Genomic DNA, 24,852 nt, shown 5'->3' with positions numbered 1-24,852 from the left:
TATCTCCTATACATATGTTTTCTCTTGATTATTTAGGAAAATTTTTTCGATGGTTGCACCGCCAATACATTTATCGCCATCGTAAAGCACAACTTGTTGTCCTGGTGTTACGGCTTGTGCTTTTGATGGGTATTTTACGCGCACGTTGTTGTTGTCGAAGATTTCGATGCTAACAGGAATATCTTGTTGTCTATATCTAAATTTAGCACTTAAATTATTAGGATTATAGTCAGTGTTATTTAATGTCAAACCGCTGGCCTCTAACATGTCTGATTCCAAATAACTCATATCTGAAGCAGGAGCAACATAGACTATATTTTGTTTAATATCATGCCCACAAACATAGTGAGGTTCACTCATACCGCCTAGATTTAAACCTTTTCTTTGACCTAAAGTATAGTAATAACTACCTTCATGTGTCCCTAGTTCTTTATTGTCAACAATTGAAACAATTTTTCCGGGTTGGGCAGGGATGTAATTTTGTAAAAATTGAGTGAAATTGCGCTCACCAATAAAACAGATACCAGTTGAGTCTTTTTTAGAAGCTGTCGCCAAGCCTAATTCGAGTGCGATTTTTCTAATTTCTGGTTTTTCGTACTGAGCTAAAGGCATTAATACTTTTTCAAGTTGTGTGTTAGTTAATTGTGCTAAAAAATAACTTTGATCTTTATTTTGATCTTTGGCACGATATAAATGACCATTTTTAACATCAGCATAATGACCCATGGCTATATAGTCAGCGTTCAAATTATTGAATGCGTGGTCGGCGAATGCTGAAAATTTAATAAATTTATTGCATAAAATATCGGGATTAGGAGTGCGTCCTTTTTGGTACTCAGAAATAAAGTTTTCAAAAACATTATCTCAATATTCCTTAATAAAATCGACACGGTGTAGTTTAATTCCAAGTTTGTTTGCCACTAATTGTGCATCTAGATAATCTCTTTCTTGTGAACACATATCTTGAGCAATTTCTTTATTACCTAAAAAATCATTATTAACAAAAGAATCTCAATTACGCATAAATAAGCCTTCAACATCATAGCCTTGACGCAATAATAATGCAGCGGCAACTGATGAATCAACACCACCCGACATACCTAAAATTACTTTTTTATTTGAATTTGCCATTTTGCTCCTTACTAAATAATAAAGCCAACCACTAGTGTGGCTGGACAAAGTTTAATAATTACCAGTAAAACACACTCTTACATCGTGTGGTTTGATGTCAATCAAACTTTCAAAGCGAGTTTCGAACTCTTTAATGAATTGTTCAATAACATCACCCAAATTTTTATTTTTTTTAACTTTTACATCAATGATAAAAGACGCGTTTGAGTAATCTTTGTTGAAAATTATTTTGGCAATACCGTCTAACTTCAAAAAACTTGTGTCATTAGCACATTGTTGAATTAGTTGTTGCAATGTGTCTTCAGTAACTGAGTATGATTGATTAATGCCACACGATACTGTAATTAAATTCATTATTTATTTCCTCTACTTGTGTATTTACCAGTTTCGGTTGAGATAATAATTAAATCACCTTCTTTGATAAACATTGGAGTATCTAACTCATATCCTGTTTCAACTTTAACTTTTTTCTGTGGATTGTTTGTTGTGTTGCCTTTAACTGCATCTGGTGCTTCAATAACTTCTAAGGTAACAGATGAATCTAATTCAATGTCCAAAATTTCTTCTTGGAATTTTCTGATTTTAACACTGGTTCCTTCTTTTAAAAAGTTTAGTTCTCATTCCACATGGCTAACTGGTATTTCTACTTGCTCATATGTTTCGTTGTCCATTAAAATAATGTTTGCACCGTCATTGTAAAGATAATTCATTGGACGTTTTTCAATATGTGCTTTTTTGATCATTGTTCCACCGGTGTATGACTTAATAGTAATAGCACCAGTTCTTAGGTTTTTAACTTTTGCTTTAACGTTTGCTTGTCCTCTACCTTGTTTTGAGTGTTGAGCTTCAATTACAACAAAAATTTCCCCTTCGTCTTCAAATGTAATTCCACCTTTAAATGTGTTTACGTTAATCATAATTATTCTCCTATTATTTAATATATATTAATTTATAATTCAATTTTATTATAAAAGTTAAAATATAAAAATTAATTTAATAATTGTCTTTAAATTTGATTTAGATTAAAAACCGAAATAAATTGCGATAAAAAACCGAATCTAGACGATTCGGGTTTTTGTGGTCTAATTATTTAACTTTTTTGAACTTAATTTTGACTCAGTACCTTTCAATAATCTTTCAATATTACTACGGTGTAAGATAATAACTAGGATTGCAGCGATTAAGAAAAAAACTGGTGATACATATCAGTGAGATTGTAAATGTGAAATACTGATGTTGTTTGATAAATTAACAAAATTCAGTCAATATCCAGTTATACCTTGTGTAAATCAAGGAATAAAAATCAACGGAGCAATGATTGCTGATGTTAATATCGATCCTAAGGAAACTTTTCTAGAAATTAAAACTATACTGAAAAAAACAACAAAAGCAATTAATCATAAAACTGGATTAATAGACAAAATAAATGCTGATGAACAAGCAACACCTTTGCCGCCTTTAAAATTGAAAAAGACAGGGAAGCAATGACCAATTATGACCCCAAGGCCAATTGATTGTGGGCTCATTCAATATTCTTTAGCAAATTCAGGAAATAAATGATTTTCTAAACCGGCAAAAATTAATGTCGGAATGATTACTTTCATAAAATCAAAAGCAAAAACAATTAAAGCAAACTTTTTGCCATAGGTTCTCAATGAGTTAGTTGCTCCAGCGTTTTTTGAAAAGTGATTTCGAACGTCATCTTTTTTAAATTTTCTCGACATTATGATCGACGTATTGAGTGAGCCAATAAAATAACCAAAAATCATTAAAGCTAAGTTTAGAAGGACAACTATTGTAATTGAAAATGCATCCATTTTAAAATTCACCTTTGTAAGTTACTAATTTTGGATTTTCACGATAGCCACGTCCTTCTTTTGCTTGTTGATGACCATTCAAAATTGTTGCATCAGCTGAGTATGATATAGCAGGAGAAAAAATGCCTTGGCCAACGCCATATGCATCAACAGGCGCGTTCGCTTGTTCGAATTTTGCAATTTTTTCGGCAGTAAAACCACTACTTACAACAATTTTGACATCGTTAGCACCTTCGGCGTCTAATGCTTTACGCAATCTCTTAACTTGTTCAATATTAACACCGTAAAATTCAGGATTATCTTCTTGATTATCAAACATATGGTCTTTCATGTTTTTGGAAGTATCTAGACGAACACCCCACAAACTTTTACCTATTGCTTTGTATGAACTCAAAGACTCACGAATAACGTTATTGTGATAATCAACCAAAGAAATTATTTTTTCATCAGGAAACAACTTTGCGTAGGCTTTCATTGCTTCGTCAGTATTGCCATCAAAATTTTGAATTAAACAATGTGGTATTGAACCAAATGTGGAATCTGTGTCTTGAACAACGCTTTGTGCCTCAGTTGACATTGATGATGCACCCCCTAAATGAGCTGCCTTACCATCAATTTCTTGTAGAAGTCAGTGATCAGCACGATCGCCCATAAAAATCACATCTTTTCCATTAGCCGCCTTAACACAGCGATTCATATTTGTAGCAATAGTTGATGAACGAGCTAAAATACCATCAATCATCCCTTCGTATTTACCAAAATCTTGATAATGTCCTTCTAGCTCTAAAACGATATCTAAATTATTGATTATTTCGCCATCAGGAATATATCTGATTGTATATTTACTTGTATCAGTATTGTTTTTTAATAAATCTAGAACCTCATTCATACCAGCAACCATAACATTGTTTTTTCTTTGAAAAAACTGCAATTTTATAGTATTTTGTGGATTAAATGTTTCAATTATTTTTTCAGTTTTATGAAAATATGACGATATATATTTATCGTATTTAATACTCATTTATACCTCTTTTATTAATTTAAAATATTTATTTAATAAGTTTTCATATTATACATTGAAAACGTTATATTTCGCAAATACATTTAATATTATCAATACATTACAGTAAAAATTGACTAAATTTCAATATTTATTGAATTAAAGCAAATTAAAAACAAGTCAATTAATCAAAGACTTGTTTAATATTATTCATAATAAACATAAAACAGAAAGTTTTATTAGCGATAATAAACAACGAAAAGGAAAACAAATTTGTAATTAATCGAATAGGAGGAAACTATCGAAAACTTTTGTAGATTTCATATAGAAAGAAATAAAAATTAAGATAAGTTATTATCGAAAATGAATAGTAAACGAACGTGTGCGAGTGATCACTAAAAATAAAACGAGCAATTTTTATTAGCAATCGATTTTGAAATATAGAAAAAATACGAGATGATTATTTTGAGCGACTTAACTCGTACCGAGACAATTTCATATATTTCATAATAAGTATAAAACTTTTTCCACAAAAAAATTAATTTATTTTTAAAATAATTCTCAAATTAATATATAATGAAAAATTGCGTTTTTTTAAAAAACTCCGTTTTTAGACTGAAAAAGCTCATTTTTACTGCACAATTTAGCTTTTTTACTGGATAAAAAAGCATCTCTAAATTATTTATTCATTTGTGGAAATAAAATTCCATATAAAAAAATAGGATTACCTATTTTAAAATTCTGCAGTTGCCTCAACATTAACTGGTGCTTGTGTTCCGATTTCAACTTCAAAAAGGTAATGTTTTTGTTTTTTATTGGGTGCTGAGATAACTTTAAAAAACACACCTTGAAACTCAATTTTGGTTGACTTTGTAAGCTTGCCATTATTATTTTTTTTGACAAAATTTTGTACGTTTAAATTCAATAATTTGTCATCAATTTCGAAATCTAGATTCATGCGCGAAATTAACTCACGCATTTTAACGGCACCATTAACTCTAAATAACTCTAAACTAATCTCGAAGAAATCTTTTAATTCTTCTTCATCGTATTCATCGTATATTTCGCCGACAATTTCCTCTAAAATATCTTCAATAGTAATAATACCTAAAACTTCACGTGAGGAATTGTTGTTTGTTACGAAGGCCATTTGTGCTCTTTGCGAACGTAAAGTTTCTAGAGCAATTGCTAAAGTAGAATTAGCACTAATTGTCGGTATAGTTTTCATATAATCGATAATTTTCCCTTTTTCTAAAAAGAAAATATCTTTAAGCAATACAATACCCAAGAACTCACCGTTTTTTTCAATTGGCAAGCGTGAATAATTTGTTTCTTTAAATACATTGAGTGCTTCGGTAATATTTGCTTTATAAGACACAAAAGACATATCTTTAAGCTTTACAAAATGTCTTCTGACTTTGGTTGTGTCTAAATCTAGTGCATTTTGTGCCATGATACTTTCATTAGCTTCTAAAATACCTTCAGTGTGGGCCACATCAATTAAATTTTTAACATCTTGTTCGGTGTTGGTAACATAAATGTCTTTACTTATTTTGCTAATTAATCAAATAATTGGGAAAAATAAGTAATATAGACCTTGTAAAGGGTAGCAAAATATTTTTGCAACTTTTTCGGGATGTGACTTGGCAATTAACTTGGGTATTATTTCCCCTAAAATGACAATAATAGGAGTTAAAACAGCTGTTGAAATTAGTGCAGAATATTCACTGGCATTCCCTATCAGCGATTTTGACATTACGTATGAAAGCGCCGATGAAAGACCGATATTAGCAATATTGTTTCAAATCAAAATCAGTGCTAACATTCGATTGAAAAAGTTATATTGTTTTTTAATGATTTTTGACCCAAATTCCTTGCGGTCAATCATTGTTTCTAATTTTCCTGGGTTAAGAGTTGAATAAGCGGTTTCGCAACTTGAAAAGACTGAAGAAAGAATTAATAATACAATAAGTACAGGTATCAAAATAATTATTATTCGATCCATTATTCATTACCTTCATCAATGTCGATGCCTTTATAAAATTCAAAGTTTTCAAAACGACCTAAATGTAAAAGCATTCTTAAATTAATTACACCGGTTTCACCGGCACGGTGTTTAGCAATAATTAACTGAACGGGTTCACCCATTTTACCGTTAAATTGTTGGTCAGTATCAGTTTTGTTCTTGCGATTATAGTAATCTTCACGATATAAGAACATAACAATGTCGGCGTCATTTTCAATCGAACCTGATTCCCTTAAATCGGCTAACATTGGTCTTTTGTCTTCACGTGTTTCTGTTTGACGATTAAGTTGTGAAAGAACAATGATCGGAACTTCTAATTCTAGTGAAAGTGTTTTTAAATTACGTGAAATTCTTGTGATTTCTAATTGACGATTATCGCCACGATGTCCTTTACCACCGGCAATCAATTGCATATAATCGACTACAATTAAGTCTAATTTTTCTTTTTTGTGTAAACGGCGGCATTTTCATAATATTGTGTCGATATCATTGTCGTATGTATTGTCAATGAAAAGTTGCATTTTGTCAATAAAATTGTTCTTTATACTGGTTATTTTGATAATATCTGCGTCAGATAAACCATTTTTAGGATCTTGTGGTTTTTTCAATTTATTTTGTTCAACGCCAGTAGTAATTGAGTAAATTCTACCCATTAATTGTTCAGGTGACATTTCCAAAGAGAAAAATGCCACTCTATTTTTACGGCTAGGGTCATCTTTCTTTTTTTGTCTTGCAACATTGATTGCGATATTCAAAGCAAATGCGGTTTTACCAATACCAGGGCGAGCAGCTAACACGACCAATTCCGAACTATGAAGACCTTGTGTTATACGGTCTAAATCAGTATAACCGGTTCTGATTCCACTGATTTCTTGGCCGTTTGAAGCACGTAATTTTTGTAATTTTTCAAAATATTTATCACTAACTTCTTGAGTTGTATGGAAATCGCCGCCTTTTTTGGCACTGTCTAATTTTTGCAACAACTCCTGAATTTTAGTGATCATGTCTTGTGGGTTGATTGGTTTGCGACTATTTTGCAATGTCGCTTTAATTTGGTCGATTTCAAATTCCAAAGTTCTTAAACGTGTCAAACGTTCTAATTCAGCAAGATACATTTGAATATTCGAACGCAGACCATTAGATGAGTAAACATTGACTAATAATTGTGTGTTAACTAGCGGAATATTGTTGGCCTGTGCAGTTGCTAAAATTGTATCGTTATTGATATTTTTATCTGCTTCATAAAGACCAGACATAATGCTGAAAAGTTGGCGACAAGATAAATCGCCAAAGTCTTCTTCTTGCATAAATGGAATAATATTATCTGCTAAATTTTCATTTGATAAAATTAAACCCAAAACTGCGTATTCATACGCAACATTAATATATTTAGAACGCTTTATACCGGACGAAGGCATCTCGCTGGAAGGATAATTATTATTTGACATTGACTTTTACCTCTACTTTAAATTTGGCAACGATATCTTTGTAAACAACGATATCAATCTCGTGTAAGCCGTTTGAGACAATGTGCACTTTTTGCACTGCGTATTTATCTAATTTATATCCTTTTTTAACTAAATCTTTGTTAATATCTTTTGTTGAAATAGATTTATGAACAATTAAATTGCCATGTGCGTCAATTAAAGCGTCTAATTCATAAACTAATTTATCTGCTTCTAATTGTTGTTTTAATTCTAGCGCCTGTGAACGTAATTCCATTTCGTTGGCTGTTAAATCACTTAAACGTCTTTCTAATTGATATTTTGTTTTTTCGTTATATGGAACTCCAAAACCTTTGGCAACTAAAAAATTAGCACCAAAGCCATCAGATACTTCCACTATTGTGTTGGCTTTACCATGTTTTGAATCTTTAATTAAAATAACTTTCATTTTATTTCACTCCTACTATTGCTTGTTTGATGTTTTTGATAAATGTTTCTAAATCATCTGTCGATATTGCCGCAGCAGCTGCAAATCCGCCACCGCCGCCGACATTTTCGCAAATGATTTGCACATTAGTATCAATACCTCTGGCTGATAATTTATACTTATCGCCTTTTTCTTGTCGTGCGACAACAAAGCTAGCACGACGCCCATCAATTCTTAAAATTTCCTCAGCTGCAATTGAAATTATATCGTCGGGCATTGGGATATCTGCATAAGCTAAGAAAAAACCTTCTTTTACTTCTTCTAAAGAAGCTAATAATTCATTAACTTTATCATAAGTTTCAGCATTAATTTTTAATGCATTGGCTGCTGTTGTGGAATTAGCGCCCCGCGCTTCTAATCAACTAGCAGCTTCAAATGTTTTGGATGTTGCGTGTTTTTGAAACTGCAATGTGTCTAAACAAATTCCATTCAATAACATTTGCACCGTGATTAAATCTAGTTTAATTTTTTTGTCAGCAAACATTAACATTTCAGTCACCAATTCGCTAGCAGATGAAGAAGTTGTTGCCACAATTCTATTTTCTTTGGGGGCGAAATCTATTGATAATTTCATCCGGTGATGATCTAAGATAAATATATTTTTTGAACTAATATTTTTAATCGCTTCAGGATTATCTGTACGAGTTGGATGCGCATTGTCAACAAAGAAAACAACAGTATTTTCGTCACTAATTTTGTTTGCTTGTTGAGGTTTAATGATATATTCGCCAATAACATCTCAATATTGTTTGAGTACTTTTTTGGTGGTTTCGTCTTGTGTTGAAGAACAAATATATGCTTTTTTATTGTAAGCTTTTGCTAAAGAAATCACACCGATTGCACTCCCTAACGCATCCAAATCGGCAACAGCATGACCATAAACAATTACTTTATCAATTGCACTATTGCTCAATGTTTGTTCAACAACTTTAGTAAACGCACGAATACGTGTCCTGTCCACACTTGGTAAAATTTCAGTTGTTGAACCAAAATAAGTTGGCTGCGAGTGCGGAGAAATTACAATAACTTGATCTCCACCTCGTCCTTGAGCTTGTAAAAGTGCCGTTTTAGCTAAATCTGTTTTTAAAATGTAATTATTAGAACCATAAGCAAAACCAGCTGATATAGAAACAATAATGTTATTATTTTGCGTCTTAAGAATATTGTGCAAACTTTTGAAAAAATCAAATTGCACTTGGATCATTTTGTCAAGCGATCCTTTATTGGTAATGATTAAAAATTTACCATTTGAGTTATATTGACGAAATATTAAATTATATTTTTGAACCAGACCATCGAGCATTGAAATCACGTTTTGATTTAATTTATACAATTGATCTTCACTCAATATTGATTGATATAAAGCGTAATTATCAATTTCTAACTCACCAATAACACTCAATTCTTCGTCATACATTAATAGCGTGCGTTTTTGTAGTGATATATCTTTAATTGAAACATAATTATCTAAATCAAAAATATTCGCTATATAAAAATTGCCATTATGTTGAAACTCATATTCACGATTTTTTTTGTCAAAATTAATATTAATACTTTCGAAAAACGAAGTCAATGAGGTGCCAATTAGTTTATCGCCAAAGCGTTTGCGAATAAATTGTGAACAATCAACTATGTTTCCGTAAAAATCATAAATAATTGTACCTAACTGATTAAATTCGAGTATTTCATCAGTAAATCTCTCATAAGATGACTTAATTTTATTTTGCAGACTAATATAAGATTTTATGCTTGTTATAGAAAACAATCCCAAAAGTAACAAACTAAAACATAAAATTAATGTAAACATAATCGACCATATGAGTGATGTTTTCAAAACTAAAAAGACAACAGAAGTAATACTTGTCAAAATAAAGAAAACAGTTGCACTTAAATATAAAATTAATTTTTGTTTTAAATTCATAATTTAAATTATATATTAAATAACTTTATCGAATAATAATTCGGCAAACTCTCAATAACTAGTAAAATATATCTATGAAAAATATAATTGAGTTAGTGAAAAATTTATATTTAAGTCAGAGTGAAATTGAATATTTAAGTGTAAAAAATCAAGGCAAAGAAATATTTCAACAAATATTCAATGACGAGCAACATAAAATCGAAATCATTCACTCGTTCAACGCTAAAACATCGTGAATGCAAAATGAAAATATAGAACTTGTCGCTCTATTAAAAGGTCAAGCAACGATCATGGATGCAGATGAAAAATTGCATAACATTCAAGAAGGTGACATCATTAAAATTGAACCACTGACCAAACATAAAGTAACTCAAACATCACAGTATGCACTATGATTAGCAATTCATTTAGGAGAAAATAATGGCAAAAGTTAGAAAATTAATAATTCCCGCTGCCGGATGAGGAACAAGATTTTTACCAATGACTAAAATAATTCATAAAGAGTTAGTTCCAATATTAAACAGACCTTCTCTTGACTTATTAGTCGATGAGGCTTTAGACTCTGGCATTGAAGAAATAATTTTGATCATAAGTGAGCGTAAGAAAAATATATTAGATTTTTTCAATAAAAACGAAGCACTTGAAAATGAACTAAACAAGAAAAATAAAGATAATTTACTGAAAATTGTTCAACAAACCAATAGAAAAGACAAAATAAAATTTATTATTCAACATGAGCAAAACGGCTTAGGACATGCTTTGGCAGTTGCTAAAGAAATGATAAATAATGAACCTTTCGCAGTAATTTTAGGTGATGATTTGATTAAATCAAAAGTGCCAGCAATAAAACAATTGATTGATTTTTATAACGAAAATCAAAGCAATATTTTAGGAGTTCAAAGCGTTTTAGATTCGGATATCAATAAGTATGGAATTGTTAAACCACTTAACGAAAACGAACGTAATAACAAATATTTTGAAATAGCGGGTGCAGTTGAAAAACCTAAACTTGAATTAGCGCCATCGAATAAAGCAATTTTAGGACGTTATGTTTTTAACCCTGAAATTTTAGATATTTTAGCCAACATCAAATACGATGGCAAAAATGAAATTCAATTAGTTGACGCTTTTGATGAACTTGTCAAAAAATATAACCAAAAAATTTATGCGTATGAATTTGATGGTGTTCGCTATGACTTAGGTTCAGTGGAAGGTTTTGTTAAAGCTACAATCGATTATGCCTTGGCTGACGAGAAAATAAAAGATTCTATTTTAGAATATATAAAATCAAAATAAAAAATAATGTGTATTATTAGATAATAGGAGTAATTATGAAGAAAAAAATATTTAAATTATTGAGTGTTACAGCATTCCCAATTGTTGCTTTATCTGCTGGTTGCAGTTCAAAAAAAAGCAGCGAGGAAAAATACTTGGATGAGTTAATCAAAATCAGTGAAACTACTGTAAATAAATTAAGACCATTCACTAACGATGAAAACTCATTTAAAGAGCAAAATTTACAATCAATAACAAATTTAGAACAAGAAATAAACGCTTCAAAAGCTGTTATAGCGAAAAAAGATCACACAAAAGAAGAAGTGATTAATAGTACTGAAAAATTATTAGTTAAAGTAAAAATTGCACAGCAATACTTAGAAATTGAAACTCTTGTAAACAATTTACTTACTTTTAAAAATGTATTCAAAAGTTCTAAAGAACAAAATCCTGAAGCAAAAGAAAAATATGATAAATATATACAAAAAATTGATGAAGCGGTCGCAAATAGAGATATAGCTGAATTAAGAAAACTAGATAAAGAAATCAAAGAATTAGCATTAGTTTAATAAAGTTTCGTTGAAACTTTTTTTATTTTGTAAAATTATTTTATGAACAAAAACGAGAAGTTATTTTCCAATGAGTGAATGAGTGTATATAAATCTCAAAAAGGTTTCACATATTGCCAACGCAAAAGCGTTGATTCTATTGCTGCCCTACTTTATCGTCACAATGGAGACCAATACGAATTTATGATACATTATCAACCGCTTCCAGAAATAAAAGAAAAAATAAGTTGAGATCAATGCTATCCTTCTCCGGTAACGGGCAGTATTGAAGAAAATCAATTACCTATTGAGTGTTGTATCAACGAAATTAACGAAGAAGCAGGATATAAAATAACAGCCAAAAATATTGTATCTTCTTCAGTAGCTATTGCTACTACTCAAATGAATGAAAAAGTTTTTAATTTTCTAGTGGATGTTTCGGGCTTAAAGCAAGGTAAAATAACGACCGATGGTTCAGTATTTGAATCAGTATCTTATAATAAATGATATTCGCAAAACGAGTTTGCAAACATCGTTTTAAATGAACTAACTCTTTCTTCATTGTCATCACTTTATTTGTTATTTCTCACTAAAAATAAGTAAATACACAATTTTTTATGAGTATATTTACTTTTTTTAAAAAAAATACTAAAAATAGTTCGATTTATAAAAATATCTTAAATTTGATTTTTTTCTTTGTTGAAAAAAATTTTTTTATTATAATAAATAAGCAAAACGGGACAGTACTCAAGAGGCTGAAGAGGCGGCACTGCTAATGCTGTAGGGGTGGCAACACCCGCGGAGGTTCAAATCCTCTCTGTTCCGCCATTTTTTTTATAACTTTTTTAATATCATAGATTATTATTTATAATAATCTCATTAAAAAATAGAGGAGGTATATGGACAAAAATAAAGCAACAAAATACACAGGTTTAACTACCGAACAGGTGCAAAAAGCGAGAGCACAATATGGTGAAAATGTTTTGCAAAAAAGCAAAAAAGTAAATCCTTTTATTGCCTTTTTTAAACAATTCATTGACCCAATGATTATTTTGCTTTTAATAGGAGCAATGATTTCGCTTGGTTTAGCTATCTACGAACATATAAGTGGCAAAAAAGATAGCATTGATTTAACTATTTCATATGTTGAACCAGGGATTATTTTATTAGTTGTTGCACTAAATTCATTGCTCGGAGCATACCAAGAAGTCAAATCCGACAAAGAAGTAAGGGCACTAGAAAAAATCAATGAAACATATGCTAATGTAATTCGTGATGGGATTGCCCAAAAAATAAAAGCAAGTGAGTTAGTTCCTGGAGATTTAATTATTTTTTCTGCTGGTGACACAATTAATGCTGATTGTAGACTAATTGAATCAGCTAATTTATATGTTGTCGAGTCTTCATTAACTGGCGAAAATCTTGCTATTAATAAAAAAGCCAATTGGGATAAAGTAGATAATTTAACATTAGCCGAAAACACACATATTCTTTATTCAGGAACTTATATAATCAAAGGTAGCGCCAAGGCATTTGTTCAAAACACTGGTATTAATACTGAAATTGGTAAAATAAATTCCTTAATACAAAAAGAACAAAAAAGCAGTACTCCTTTACAATTCAAATTGAATAAATTAAGTAAGTTATTTGGAATTGGTGGAATCGTTTTATTATTTGTTAGTTTAGGCATTCAGGTCTTATTGAATAATTTAATAAGTGGTTCTTGAACTAATTTAGACGTGTATACACACTCAACAGTGACTGCAATAAGTTTAGCTGTTGCCGCTATTCCGGAAGGTTTATTAACATTTACCACAGTGTTATTGTCTGTCGGTGTTAAAAATCTAACTAAGCAAAAAGCATTGGTTAAAAATTTATTGGCTGTTGAAACATTAGGTTCTACGTCAATAATTTGTACTGACAAAACTGGAACATTAACCGAAAATAAAATGAAGGTTGTTGAAGCATTTGATTTAAATTCAAATCAATTCCTTTCAAAAGCTAACGAAAATAATAGTTTTAATACGTTGGCTCAGTATGTAACTTTATGTAGTGATGCTTACATAAACTACGATGAAAAAAGCAAAACATTTAATGAAGTGGGAGATCCAACTGAAACTGGAATGTTAAGATTTGCTTATGATTTGGGCATTGCAAAAGAAAATTTAATTGCCAAAAATTCAATTTTACATTCCTTACCATTTGATAGTGAACGCAAAATGCACTCAATTTTGACTACCATTGATGGTCAAAAATATATGATCACAAAAGGTGCGCCTGACATAATAATTTCTAAATCCATCAACATAAATCACTCGCAAATAACTCAAATCAACGATGAATGAGCAAAGAGAGCTTATAGAGTTATAGCTGTTGCTCGTAAAAAAATAAATAGTGACCAAATAAGCTTTGATGACGAAAATAACTTAGAATTTATTGGCTTAATCGCTATGATTGACCCGCCACGTGCCAATGTAAAACAAAGTGTTTTAATTTCAAAAAAGGCCGGTATTAAAACTGTTATGATAACCGGAGATCATATTGTCACAGCCAAAGCAATTGCTCAAGATTTGGGAATTTATAATGAAGGTGATTTGAGTATCACCGGTGAAGAATTAACAAAAATGAGCGATGAAGAATTAAGAAGTCAAATAACTAAAATTTCTGTCTACGCACGTGTTAATCCACAAGATAAACTCAGAATCGTGCAAGCATGACAGGCACACGAAAAAGTTGTCGCAATGACGGGGGATGGGGTCAATGATGCACCGGCCCTTAAGGTTGCTGATATAGGATGTGCAATGGGTATCACAGGTACTGATGTTTCCAAACAGGCTGCCGACATGATACTAGTTGATGATAACTTTAACACAATTGTAGGTGCCGTTAAAAACGGTCGTTCGACTTTCGATAAAATCAAAATTGTAATCATGAATTTACTGGTGTCATCACTTGTTGAAACAATAGTTATGCTAGTCGGGATGGTCGCTTTCTTTCTTGCTTATAAAAAATATTTTGGCGTAAATAACGAGTTTTATATTTTTGGGGCAAGTCAATTACTATGAATTAATTTAGTCTCACACGGATTACCAGCTATTGCTCTAGGGTTTGTCAACAGCGATAAAGATGTAATGAATCGGGCCCCATATAACAAAAAAGAGAGTTTATTTTCTCGGGGAATGGGAAAAGAATTATTATGACAGTCTTTATTGCTGAGTCTTGCGACGCTTGTTTCGTATGTAATTGGTGCTGAGTTAGCAATTAAAAACGGCTTAGACGTCGGTCAATACGCTTCATCAGCCGGCTTTATTACGCTCGGTTTAGCGTGTGGTATTAACACTATTAATTTAATGAGTGAAAAATCAATTTTTGTATCATCAATAAGAAAATATTGATTAGTTTGATCAGCTGTTTCATTTTCTGCATTCACAATTTTATTAATTGGATTAGTTCCACAAATAGCACAATATTTTAGAATGGGTAATTTAACACAAGCTCCTGAATTGATAGCAAGTTCGATTGCTTTAGGACTTATACTGATTTTCGCTTACGAAATCAAAAAAATTATCAATTATTTCCGTTCTAAAAAACAAAAAAGATAAAATAAAAACAAATGCATAAAAAAAAGGGGGGGCAATGCCGATCCATCTATGCGTTTGACAATCAAAAAAAATGCACAGAGGTATACTACTCTGGCATTTTTATTTAATTGATATATTTCTGATATTACACATTTTATAATTTTTTTCGTTTCTTTTTTGCATCATTTTCAATGACTTTAAAATATAAGTTTCATAAGTATAATTCTTATTAAGACTTATACATTCTAATTCAAATATTCCGATTTTTTTGCCTTGTCAAGCATAATAAAATGAATTAGATTTAGTTGAAAAACTAAAATAGAATTGAGCAAATTCACAACTCATGGTATAAATCAAATCAAAAAATGAACGAGTGGCAATTATTCTATGTATTAAAAAATCAAAAAAAGAACTAATAGAATATTTTTTTCTATTATTTTCGCCAATAGATGACGGATTATTAATCAGTATTTTTTCTAATTTAGTTTTTGGGTTATTTTCATTTTTTAAAATATTGAAAAAATATTCCAAAAATTGTTCATCCCTCATTGTGTTATTTCTTTTAAATGCTTTTTTTTAGTATTGCAATCCCGAAAGATGTGGAATATGTTCTTTTTTAATATGAATTAGATTTGTTTTTATACCATTATTGTCTTCAATATTATTGACATAAATATTTATTATTTGTTTTTCCGAAAACAATTTCTTATAAATATTTTCTAATTTTATAATTATTAGTTTAAAGTTCTCATCATTTATTTTAATCATAAAAAAAAATGACAGGTTAATAGCCAACAACAGCCCCCGCCCTTAGTTATCTAAAGCAACCTTATTTTATTAATGTGTGGCAATGCTCGCAAGTCGGTTGTTCCACTTATATCACACATTTATATGTTACATTATTTTTTGAACAAAACAAAGGAAATATTCAGATATTAAATTAAGACAAAATAATACTATCATAGTTATTATTAACACTGTTTTAACCCTAGCAATAAATATCTTAATAAAAAGTCATACACATTTCGTTGTGTAAGTGTTTATTCGTTATCTATGTATCAATATTAGTTAAAATCTAAATATTTATTTTGATTTATGCGAATTGATAGAAACATATCAATAATTGTCATTTGAGGTTAAATCAAAAATTGTTAAATCCATAACTGTAATGTCTTCTACATGAATAATAAATTCTTATCAGTGTCGGCGGTTTCTCTAATTTAATTATGTTCGATGAAATTATTATTTTTTTGTTTTTGCTTCATTGGTATTAGTTTCTAATTTTTCAAATTTGGCAGATGCATGTTTGTAGAATTTATTGTATAAAACCATTTTAAATGTTTGCTTTTTGAAATTTCTCTTCAATATTCATCATGTATGTCGCTTTGCAAAAACTATGGTTATTCCTATTATTTGACTTGTTTTGTGTCTCCAAAATATGAATGAAAAATTAACATTTCGAGAATGTTAATTTTTCTTTTTAGAATTATAAATTCAGTATTAAACATTGCTAAACTTATAACTTTATATCGTTTTAATCTTGATCTAGGTCAACAATTTTTTTCGCTGCCTGAGTAAATAAATCATCCATATTGGCTGGGGTTGGATTATTTTGCTCTGGCGGAGTAATTTGAGTGCTTTGTTTTATATCGTAGTAATATTGTAAAACTGTGTTTACGATTTCCTCTTCACTCATTTCGGGTGCAAAATCTAGAGTGCTTTTAATTTGAGAATACAATGGGTCCCGTAAAACTTCTAGTGGTACAAGAAGATCTGCTCCTTCACGGTCGGCAAATATTTTTCTAGTTACATCAGTCGCAATTCTATTCAACATCTGGGTAAAGTGTTTGCTACCTTCTTCAGTATATACTTGGTATGGGTTTTTTTGTGAATATTGCACTAAATTAACATTCGAGCGCAATTTATCCATTGTATTAATGTGGTTTTGTCAATAGCGATCAACTACTTCTAAAACAATATTTTTTTCTTTGTAGAATAGATAATCATCACTAGTTAGATTGATTACATTTTGACGTCATTTTTTATACATTTTCAATATATTTTCAGTCAAATATTCTTTCATATCACTCTCGTGAATTTTTTCAAGTTCTTCTAAAATAAATTTATTTCTAACACCACGACCTAAAAACTCAGTGTTTAAATAATTTTCTAATTTTTCATAAATAAACGTACCTGTTTTAGTTAAAAATTCTGGATTAGTTGCAATTGTGTTGATAGCGTTTTTCATCATTCTTTCAATAATGTATTCAATATCTTGATTGATTAAAATTAAATCACGTTGTGCATAAAATAAGTCACGTTGTTGACGAATAACATCATCGTAATGTAGAACACTTTTACGTGAATCATAGTTGAAACCCTCAATTTTCTTCTGAGCAGCAATAAAGCCTTTTATTAACGATTTAGTTGTAATTTCACTATCACCTTTATCGGCGTATTGTTCTTTAAATTCTTCATAGTTAGCAAATCTACGCATTAATTGATCGTCTAAAGAAACATAAAATTTAGAAACTCCAGGGTCACCTTGACGACCGCTACGCCCTCTAAGTTGGTTGTCAATTCTACGACTTTCAGCTCTGTCGGTACCAATTACGTATAAACCTCCCAAATCTTTAGCCTCTTGCGAAAGTTTAATGTCAGTACCACGTCCCGCCATGTTTGTAGCAATAGTTATTGATTTAACTTGACCTGCATTAGCAATAATTTCAGCTTCTGAAGCGTTTTGTTTAGCATTCAAAACAGTGTGCGGAATCATGGCTTGAGATAAAAAGTGGTGCAGTATTTCTGAGTCTTCAATTTGAGCAGTACCAACTAATACTGGTTGACCTTTTGCGTATAATTCTTTAATTTTTTCAGTAACAGCTGTTCATTTACCTAAAGCTGTGGCAAAAATCGAATCAGGCAAATCTTCCCTAATTACTGGTCTATTGGTTGGAACAACATTGACACGCATGTTATAAATGTCTATAAATTCTTGTTCTTCAGTTTTCGCAGTACCGGTCATCCCACAAAGTTTAGTGAACATACGGAAGAAGTTTTGGTATGTGATTGTAGCTAATGTTTTAGTTTCACTTTCAATCTCAACACCTGCGGCTGCTTGAATTGCTTGTTGTAAACCTTCTGAGTAAGCCCTTCCTTCCATTACGCGCCCTGTAAAAGCATCTACAAGCTCAATTTTGCCATCACGAACAATATACTCAACATTTTCACGCATAACTTTGTGTGCTCTTAATGAGTTTTGAATCCGGTGAATCATTTCAGAATTTTCAATATCATATAGATTTTTGTAACCAAAATAAGCGTTAGCTCTTTGAATCCCACTAAAAGTTAATGAAATTGCTTTAGATTCTTCATCAATTTCATAATCATCTTCAGTTAATGAACGCACAAAACGATCAGCTAAATAATATTCTCTTGTGTCTTCCCCTTCTCCTCCGGAGATAATTAAAGGTGTTTTGGCTTCGTCAATTAAAATAGAGTCAGCTTCGTCAATTAAGCAAAAATGTAGTCCACGTTGAACTTTTTCACTCATACTGTCAGCCATGTTGTCTCTTAGATAGTCAAAACCTAATTCCGAGTGAACTGAGTAAGTGATATCAGCTGCATAAGCTTGTCTTTTTGATTCAGAGTCTAATTGTGCTTTATTAATTCCAACGCTCATACCCAATCAATTGAAAACTTCACCCATTTCCAAGGCGTCACGTTCTGATAAATACTCGTTAACTGTCGAAACAATTGCCCCTTTACCTAAAAGAGCATTCAAATAAACTGGAGCAATAGAAGTAATTGTTTTACCTTCACCAGTTTTCATTTCAGCTACAGACGATAAATCTAGCAATAAACCACCTATCATTTGAACATCGTATGGTCTTTTACCCAAAACTCTTTTAGTTGCTTCTCTGGAAACAGCAAACACCTCAGCACGCATAGAATCTAACGATTCTCCGTTCGCTAAGCGTGATTTAAACTGCAATGTTTTATTTTTTAATTCGTCATCAGATAAATTAGCAATTAATGGCTCGTATTGATTAATTTTTTTTAGCGTTTTTTCAGCTATTCGCATTTCGGTTGATTTAAATTCTCATTTCATATTTTTCTATTTTACAACAATTTATCTCATTTAAATATTAATATTGATAGGGATTTAAAATATTGTGCACGACTTATGCAAATTTTTAGCCACTTTAATTCAAAATAGTGTCAGAAAAACTGACACTATTTTGTTAATCATTGCTTATTTTTGCTCTATTCTCTTTTTGACGATTAATTTTAGATTCTTCTTTTGCTTTTTTTAACTTTTGAATTCGAATTTTTTCCGCAATTTCATATTTCATTCTTGTACGATAGAAATAATCCATAAATGCCTCGCCAACACCATTTTGATTAGTAGCTGATGTAAAAAGTTTTACACTATCTTTAACGGATTTTGGAGCATCATCAACTGCGTATAGAAAACCTATTTTGTTGAATGTTGCTAAATCTTTTTCACTGTAAGCAATAGCCATCGAATCATTAATATCAGCATTCAATACTTTATTGATCAAATAATCAATTGAGTTCTGTAATGAAACATTTTTGGCGGTAATATAAATACTGTCATTATTGAAAACCATTTCAATTTTTAAGTTATTTTTCAATAATTTATTGTGTATTTGAGCAAGTACATCCGGTTTTGCACTAATTGAAATTGATAATACTTCGTTATTATTTCTATTCAAGTTTGTATTATTAAACACGATTTCGTTCGAGTCTGTTAAATCAAAATCAACTAGAAAATTAAAGTCAATAGCACAATCGTTTTTTGCAACCAACATCAATATTTTTTCAATAATACTTTTATCTATTGTTGTGAATTTTAAGTATTTTTTGTCTTTAGCATCAAATATTTCGGCACCATTGTTAGCAATAATATATCTGGAATTTGTTTCGCTAGCCAATGAGATTAATTTTTGAGAAATATTATTATCGAAGTTAAATAAAGGAGAAGTTGTTGTTTGAACGAAAAGCATGCCCTCTTTTGTGTATTCTAAAATCGATTGTTTTGTTTCGATATTTATTTCTTCTTTAGTGAAATCATAAAATGTATTTTTGATTTCGCTAAAAGCCACTCTTTTAAAAATTTTACCCATTAATAAAGTGCCTCTTCGGTCATTTCGATTGGTTTTTCAATTCCCATGTATTTCAAAATAGTTGGGGCTATATTACCCAATATTCCATCTTTTAATGTTAGAGTTTTGTCAGTAGTTACAAGCATTACAGGATTATCAGTATGTTTAGTTGCTGGTCCACCTTTTGCATCGATCATTACTTCACTATTACCATGATCTGCTGTAATGAATAGTGTAATATCGTTTTTAATAGCTCATTCTAGCACTCTACCTAATTGTAAATCTAATCACTCAATCGCTTGAATAGTGGCATCAAGAACACCTGTATGTCCTACCATATCAGGGTTGGCATAATTCATTATTACTAAATCATTTTCCGCACCGTGTTCGATTAATTTATCTGTTATTTCTTTAGCACTCATTTTTGGAGCTAAATCATATGTTTTTACTTTCAATGAATCAACCATGATTCTGTTTGAATTTTGATAAACAACATCAACTCCACCGTCCATAAAGTAAGTAACATGTGAGTATTTTTGGGTTTCAGCTAATCTTAATTGTTTTAAGCCCGCATTAGCAATTACTGCCCCAATAGGATTTACTACTTGCATTTCTTCAATAGCAACTTGCGAGTCAATCCCTTCATACTTCATCATTGACACAAAATTATCAATTTTTATTGAGTTATTTACTGAATAATCAAATAATTTTGAACCAATAAAACAGTGTGATAACTGTCTAGCACGATCGGGTCTAAAATTGAAAAATATTACCGAATCATCCTCTTTAACAAATGTACCATTCTCATTTATCGCCGGTAAGATAAATTCATCTGTTATATTTTGAGCATACATATCATTAACGTACTCTTTAACATCACTGAATTTATGTTCGCTTTTACCAGTAATAGCATCAAAATGTTTTTGTACTCTATCAAACATTTTGTCACGATCCATACCATAATATCGACCACCGATTGATGATATTTTGTATGAGTATTTGTTTGTTAATTTTTCTAGTTTGTCAATAGAATTTAAAATTGACTTAGGAGCAACATCACGTCCATCACCTATTGCGTGAATAGAAACATTTTTTACTCCATTTCTGTATGCTAATTCAATCAATGCGAATAAGTGGTCTTCATGTGCATGAACCCCACCGTCACTTAGTAATCCAACCAAGTGAAGAGTTTTATTTTTGCTTTTTACGTCGTTAATTGTCTTTAAAATCACTGAATTTTTATCAAAATCACCAGTTTTAATAGCGTGGTTAATTAGACTTAAACCTGTGTAAACAACACGCCCTGCTCCTATATTCAAGTGACCAACTTCTGAATTACCCATTTGTCCTGCTGGCAAACCAACATATTGGCCGGATGCCTGAATGACAGAGTGTGGATACTCACTTAAAAATTTATCTAGAACTGGTGTTTTGGCTAAATCAAAGGCATTACCAGGATATTTCTTGCCAAGGCCTAAACCATCAATTACGATTAGTACTGTTTTTTTCATTATTCCTCTTTCCGTTTAATTTTTATTATTATATTTATATATTACAACTTTTATTGATTTTGATTATTTGTTGTTTTTAGATTTAGTAATAAAATAACTATTTGTCAATATCAAAGATATGTGGACATCTCCTATATTTTTAATCTTTTAAACAAATATTTAATGATATTTAAGATTAAAAAGTCCATATTCATTATAATTAAATATATAGATTTGGAGGTGACAATGATTTATAAAGCGTTATATAGAAAATACCGTCCAAGAACATTTGATGAGGTTAAGGGACAAGACCACATTGTTCAAACATTAAAAAACATTATTTTAAATCAAAAAATTTCTCATGCCTATTTATTTGCCGGACCTAGGGGAGTAGGTAAAACATCGGTTGCAAAAATATTTGCCTCCACACTAAATTGTTCGCACGAAGCTGATTTAACAAAAATTTGTGATTATTGTTTAAATAATACAGATACTAATTTTGATATTATCGAAATGGATGCCGCTTCTAATAATGGAGTTAAAGAAATCAGAGATTTGCGTGATAAAATACAAAATCAGCCAGCCAATAGTAAATATAAGGTTTATATCATCGATGAGGTTCATATGCTGTCTAAGGGTGCTTTCAACGCATTGTTAAAGACATTGGAAGAGCCGCCGCTGCATGCTATTTTCATCCTAGCAACAACAGACCCTCAGAAAATACCTTTGACGATATTATCAAGAGTGCAAAGATATAACTTTAGAAAAATTACTCTAGGTGTTATTGTTGAACAACTTCGCAAAGTGCTAATAGATGAAAAAATAACATTTGAGGAAGAGGCGTTAAATTATATTGCTAGACTAGCTGCGGGCGGCATGAGAGATGCACTTTCGATAGCCGACCAAGCACTAGCTTACGGAAATGGTAATATTTCATTACAAGATATTACTTATGCATTTGGTATATCATCAAATAGCAATTTAGTTTCTATTTTAAATAACTTGTTTTTAGGTAAAATAAAAGACGCACTAGAATTATTTGAAGAGTTAAAAAATGGAGGATTGGACCCGAATCAATTTGTGATTGGACTCTCGGGTGCACTTAAAGATTTCTTAATATTCAATAAAACTTATGATCCTAAGCTACTAGAGTTATTGAATGAAAAAGATTTAGAAAACTTCATTATTGATATTAACTATGCCGTATACGCTAGTGATGCAATTTACAAATTAATGAAGGATTTAACTTATTCAGAAACTCAATTTCAATTGATTGAGTTCACATTAATCAAAATTGCGAATTCAATGCAAAATTCCAATAATTTTATTGAAAAAAATATTCAAAATGACACTGAAAATATTCTTCAAGAAAATAAAGTTCAAAAGGAAAAAACAATGCAAAAAGATAAATTACAAGACACAGTAAAAATTGCTTTAGAACAAACACAAGAGATGTTAATTGAAGCAAACGACCAAATGGAAAATACACAGGAAATCAATAACGACATTTTGTCGCAAAGCGAACAATTCATTGATGATGATGGTTTAATTTCGACAGCTGAATACTCAATTGATAGTGATAGTATAAGCGATACTACAGCAATTAAAATCGTCCCTAATTTCAAAATGGAATATAGAAATAAAAAAGATTATATGGATAATCTTGATGAAGAATTTTTGATTAATTTATTGAATATTTCAGATAGAGATGCACTTGATAAATATAAAAATCAAATCAACATTCTTTCACACATTCATCTTGATGAATATCAAAGGAATTTTGCCGAAGCTTTAAAAGAGACAAGATTATATTCAGCCGGAAAAAACTTTATGCTTTTTGGTTTAAAAGAGGACAAAGGTGCTTTAAAATATCTTGAAGATGTGGCAAAAAAATCATTGTTTCAAAATTTTATGGAGCAATATTTTGACTCACACAAACACATTTTCTTAGTGAGCGATTTAGCAAAACTAAAAAGAGCTGGTAAAAAAATAACAGAATTATTCAACTCAAATCAAAGACCTAAACCAATCGAGCTAGGCGCTGTTGAGTTTGATAAAAATTTAACCCCAACAAGAATGTTATTTGAGGAATTAAAAAATTAATAAGGAGTAAATAATGGACCAAAATATGTTAAGAAGATTGCAAAAAATGCAAAAAGAGATTGAAAATAAAACTGAAGAGTTTCATTCAACTGAATTTAAAGAAGAAAAATATGGTTTAGAAGTAGTTGCCACCGGAAACAAAAGAATAGTTTCGATAAAAATCAATGATGAGGACTTAGTCGATCCTGAAGACCCACAAACATTAGAAGATTTAATGAAACTTGTGATTAATCAATTATTTGCAAAAATTGATGAAGAACAAGAAAAATTAATGCCACAAATGCCAGGTGGTTTTGGTTTTTAATGAAAATCAAAACCATAGAAAAGGCAAATGAAATATTAAAAAAAATACCTGGAATATCTAAAAAACAAGCAGAAAAATTTACTTATTTTGTTTTAAACCAGAATTTTGAGTTCGCACAAGAATTAGCCCAAAATATTTTAGATATCAAAACAAAAATTGAATTTTGTAGCGATTGCAATTTTATTCGTGAAGATGGTAAATGTTTAAATTGCGATGAGCCAATTAAAAATAAAACTTTAATGATTGTTGAGAGTGTAACAACACTGAACAAAATAGATGATATGGGTATTTTTTTAGGTTACTATTTTGTTTTGCCTTACTTAATGAGTGCAAAGGGGCAAACAAAAAAAGAAAATGAGTATTCATATACTCAATTATTCGACTACATCGAGAAACACAATTTTGACGAAGTAATTATTGTTATTTCACCTTCACTAGAAGGCGAAATTACTACAACGCATTTATTGAAATTGCTAGCTAACAAACAAATTAAGGTTTCACGAGCAGCAATAGGAATGCCAATGGGTTCTAATTTAGAGTACCTTGACACATTTACTATCAAACAAGCAATTAAAAATAGAAATTAAGGAGTTTT

At 30.6% G+C, this 24,852-nt stretch carries 21 protein-coding genes and 1 tRNA gene; 9 read left to right on the top strand and 13 right to left on the bottom strand.

Annotated features, from left to right (window positions below; genetic code table 4):
* Positions 1-6: 6 nt before the first annotated feature.
* The 9 genes from mnmA to N1F73_RS02140 form a co-directional block, all read right to left on the bottom strand.
* Positions 7-1,131 (bottom strand): tRNA 2-thiouridine(34) synthase MnmA, encoded by a 1,125-nt coding sequence (mnmA, locus tag N1F73_RS02180; protein ID WP_259290378.1) that lies wholly within the window; start codon positions 1,129-1,131, stop codon positions 7-9.
* A 51-nt stretch (positions 1,132-1,182) separates the two neighbouring features.
* Positions 1,183-1,485: an MMB_0454 family protein gene (locus N1F73_RS02175; protein WP_259290379.1), complete on the bottom strand. Its 303-nt coding sequence runs from the start codon at positions 1,483-1,485 to the stop codon at positions 1,183-1,185.
* The gene (efp, locus tag N1F73_RS02170) at positions 1,485-2,048 is read right to left on the bottom strand and encodes an elongation factor P (protein ID WP_259290380.1); all 564 of its coding nucleotides are present in this window, start codon (positions 2,046-2,048) and stop codon (positions 1,485-1,487) included. Before efp ends, N1F73_RS02175 begins: the two co-directional genes overlap by 1 nt.
* A 165-nt stretch (positions 2,049-2,213) precedes the next feature.
* On the bottom strand, positions 2,214-2,948 hold the full coding sequence (gene plsY, locus N1F73_RS02165) for a glycerol-3-phosphate 1-O-acyltransferase PlsY (protein WP_260359823.1): 735 nt from the start codon (positions 2,946-2,948) through the stop codon (positions 2,214-2,216).
* Between the two features lies 1 nt (position 2,949).
* Entirely contained in the window at positions 2,950-3,969 is a 1,020-nt protein-coding gene (locus N1F73_RS02160) for a nicotinate phosphoribosyltransferase (protein WP_396888684.1), read from the bottom strand.
* Positions 3,970-4,681: 712 nt separating this feature from the next.
* Positions 4,682-5,953, bottom strand: a complete 1,272-nt coding sequence (locus tag N1F73_RS02155) for a CNNM domain-containing protein (protein WP_259290026.1) — start codon at positions 5,951-5,953, stop codon at positions 4,682-4,684.
* A complete protein-coding gene (locus N1F73_RS02150; RefSeq protein WP_260359814.1) occupies positions 5,953-7,422 on the bottom strand; it encodes a replicative DNA helicase in 1,470 nt (489 codons plus the stop codon). The genes N1F73_RS02155 and N1F73_RS02150 overlap by 1 nt, the downstream gene beginning before the upstream one ends.
* Entirely contained in the window at positions 7,412-7,867 is a 456-nt protein-coding gene (rplI, locus tag N1F73_RS02145; RefSeq protein ID WP_259290028.1) for a 50S ribosomal protein L9, read from the bottom strand. Before rplI ends, N1F73_RS02150 begins: the two co-directional genes overlap by 11 nt.
* Position 7,868: 1 nt before the next feature.
* Positions 7,869-9,827, bottom strand: coding sequence for a DHH family phosphoesterase (locus tag N1F73_RS02140; RefSeq protein ID WP_259290029.1), 1,959 nt, complete (start codon positions 9,825-9,827; stop codon positions 7,869-7,871).
* A 74-nt stretch (positions 9,828-9,901) separates the two neighbouring features.
* Between N1F73_RS02140 and N1F73_RS02135 the strand changes: the two genes are divergently transcribed.
* The 6 genes from N1F73_RS02135 to N1F73_RS02110 all read left to right on the top strand — a co-directional run bounded on the left by N1F73_RS02135 (position 9,902) and on the right by N1F73_RS02110 (position 15,252).
* Complete coding sequence (locus tag N1F73_RS02135) at positions 9,902-10,261, top strand: hypothetical protein (RefSeq protein ID WP_259290030.1); 360 nt, start codon at positions 9,902-9,904, stop codon at positions 10,259-10,261.
* The gene (locus N1F73_RS02130; RefSeq protein ID WP_396888683.1) at positions 10,248-11,123 is read left to right on the top strand and encodes a UTP--glucose-1-phosphate uridylyltransferase; all 876 of its coding nucleotides are present in this window, start codon (positions 10,248-10,250) and stop codon (positions 11,121-11,123) included. Before N1F73_RS02135 ends, N1F73_RS02130 begins: the two co-directional genes overlap by 14 nt.
* 35 nt (positions 11,124-11,158) lie before the next feature.
* Entirely contained in the window at positions 11,159-11,671 is a 513-nt protein-coding gene (locus tag N1F73_RS02125; RefSeq protein ID WP_259290031.1) for a hypothetical protein, read from the top strand.
* A gap of 42 nt (positions 11,672-11,713) precedes the next feature.
* Positions 11,714-12,253, top strand: a complete 540-nt coding sequence (locus N1F73_RS02120; RefSeq protein WP_260359812.1) for an NUDIX hydrolase — start codon at positions 11,714-11,716, stop codon at positions 12,251-12,253.
* 134 nt (positions 12,254-12,387) lie between these two features.
* Positions 12,388-12,478 (top strand) — tRNA-Ser (locus N1F73_RS02115).
* Positions 12,479-12,549: 71 nt separating this feature from the next.
* Positions 12,550-15,252, top strand: coding sequence for a cation-translocating P-type ATPase (locus N1F73_RS02110; RefSeq protein WP_260359811.1), 2,703 nt, complete (start codon positions 12,550-12,552; stop codon positions 15,250-15,252).
* A 555-nt stretch (positions 15,253-15,807) separates the two neighbouring features.
* Here the strand turns inward: N1F73_RS02110 and N1F73_RS02105 are convergent.
* The 4 genes from N1F73_RS02105 to gpmI all read right to left on the bottom strand — a co-directional run bounded on the left by N1F73_RS02105 (position 15,808) and on the right by gpmI (position 21,871).
* Positions 15,808-15,999 carry a hypothetical protein gene (locus N1F73_RS02105; protein WP_260359809.1) on the bottom strand — a complete coding sequence of 64 codons (192 nt, stop codon included), beginning with the start codon at positions 15,997-15,999 and terminating at the stop codon, positions 15,808-15,810.
* Between the two features lie 766 nt (positions 16,000-16,765).
* On the bottom strand, positions 16,766-19,342 hold the full coding sequence (secA, locus tag N1F73_RS02100) for a preprotein translocase subunit SecA (RefSeq protein WP_260359807.1): 2,577 nt from the start codon (positions 19,340-19,342) through the stop codon (positions 16,766-16,768).
* A gap of 133 nt (positions 19,343-19,475) precedes the next feature.
* A complete protein-coding gene (locus N1F73_RS02095) occupies positions 19,476-20,381 on the bottom strand; it encodes an HAD family hydrolase (protein ID WP_260359801.1) in 906 nt (301 codons plus the stop codon).
* Positions 20,381-21,871: a 2,3-bisphosphoglycerate-independent phosphoglycerate mutase gene (gpmI, locus tag N1F73_RS02090; RefSeq protein ID WP_260359799.1), complete on the bottom strand. Its 1,491-nt coding sequence runs from the start codon at positions 21,869-21,871 to the stop codon at positions 20,381-20,383. Before gpmI ends, N1F73_RS02095 begins: the two co-directional genes overlap by 1 nt.
* 225 nt (positions 21,872-22,096) lie before the next feature.
* Between gpmI and dnaX the strand changes: the two genes are divergently transcribed.
* The 3 genes from dnaX to N1F73_RS02075 are packed head-to-tail and all read left to right on the top strand — an operon-like array spanning position 22,097 to position 24,844.
* Positions 22,097-23,953, top strand: coding sequence for a DNA polymerase III subunit gamma/tau (gene dnaX, locus N1F73_RS02085; protein WP_260359798.1), 1,857 nt, complete (start codon positions 22,097-22,099; stop codon positions 23,951-23,953).
* A 13-nt stretch (positions 23,954-23,966) separates the two neighbouring features.
* On the top strand, positions 23,967-24,257 hold the full coding sequence (locus tag N1F73_RS02080; protein ID WP_259290039.1) for a YbaB/EbfC family nucleoid-associated protein: 291 nt from the start codon (positions 23,967-23,969) through the stop codon (positions 24,255-24,257).
* Positions 24,257-24,844, top strand: a complete 588-nt coding sequence (locus N1F73_RS02075; protein WP_259290040.1) for a toprim domain-containing protein — start codon at positions 24,257-24,259, stop codon at positions 24,842-24,844. Before N1F73_RS02080 ends, N1F73_RS02075 begins: the two co-directional genes overlap by 1 nt.
* Positions 24,845-24,852 lie beyond the last annotated feature (8 nt).

Source organism: Mycoplasma sp. HS2188, assembly GCF_025209835.1.
Lineage (GTDB): Bacteria > Bacillota_I > Bacilli_A > Mycoplasmatales > Metamycoplasmataceae > Mycoplasmopsis.
This window is presented reverse-complemented; position numbering and strand designations above follow the sequence as displayed.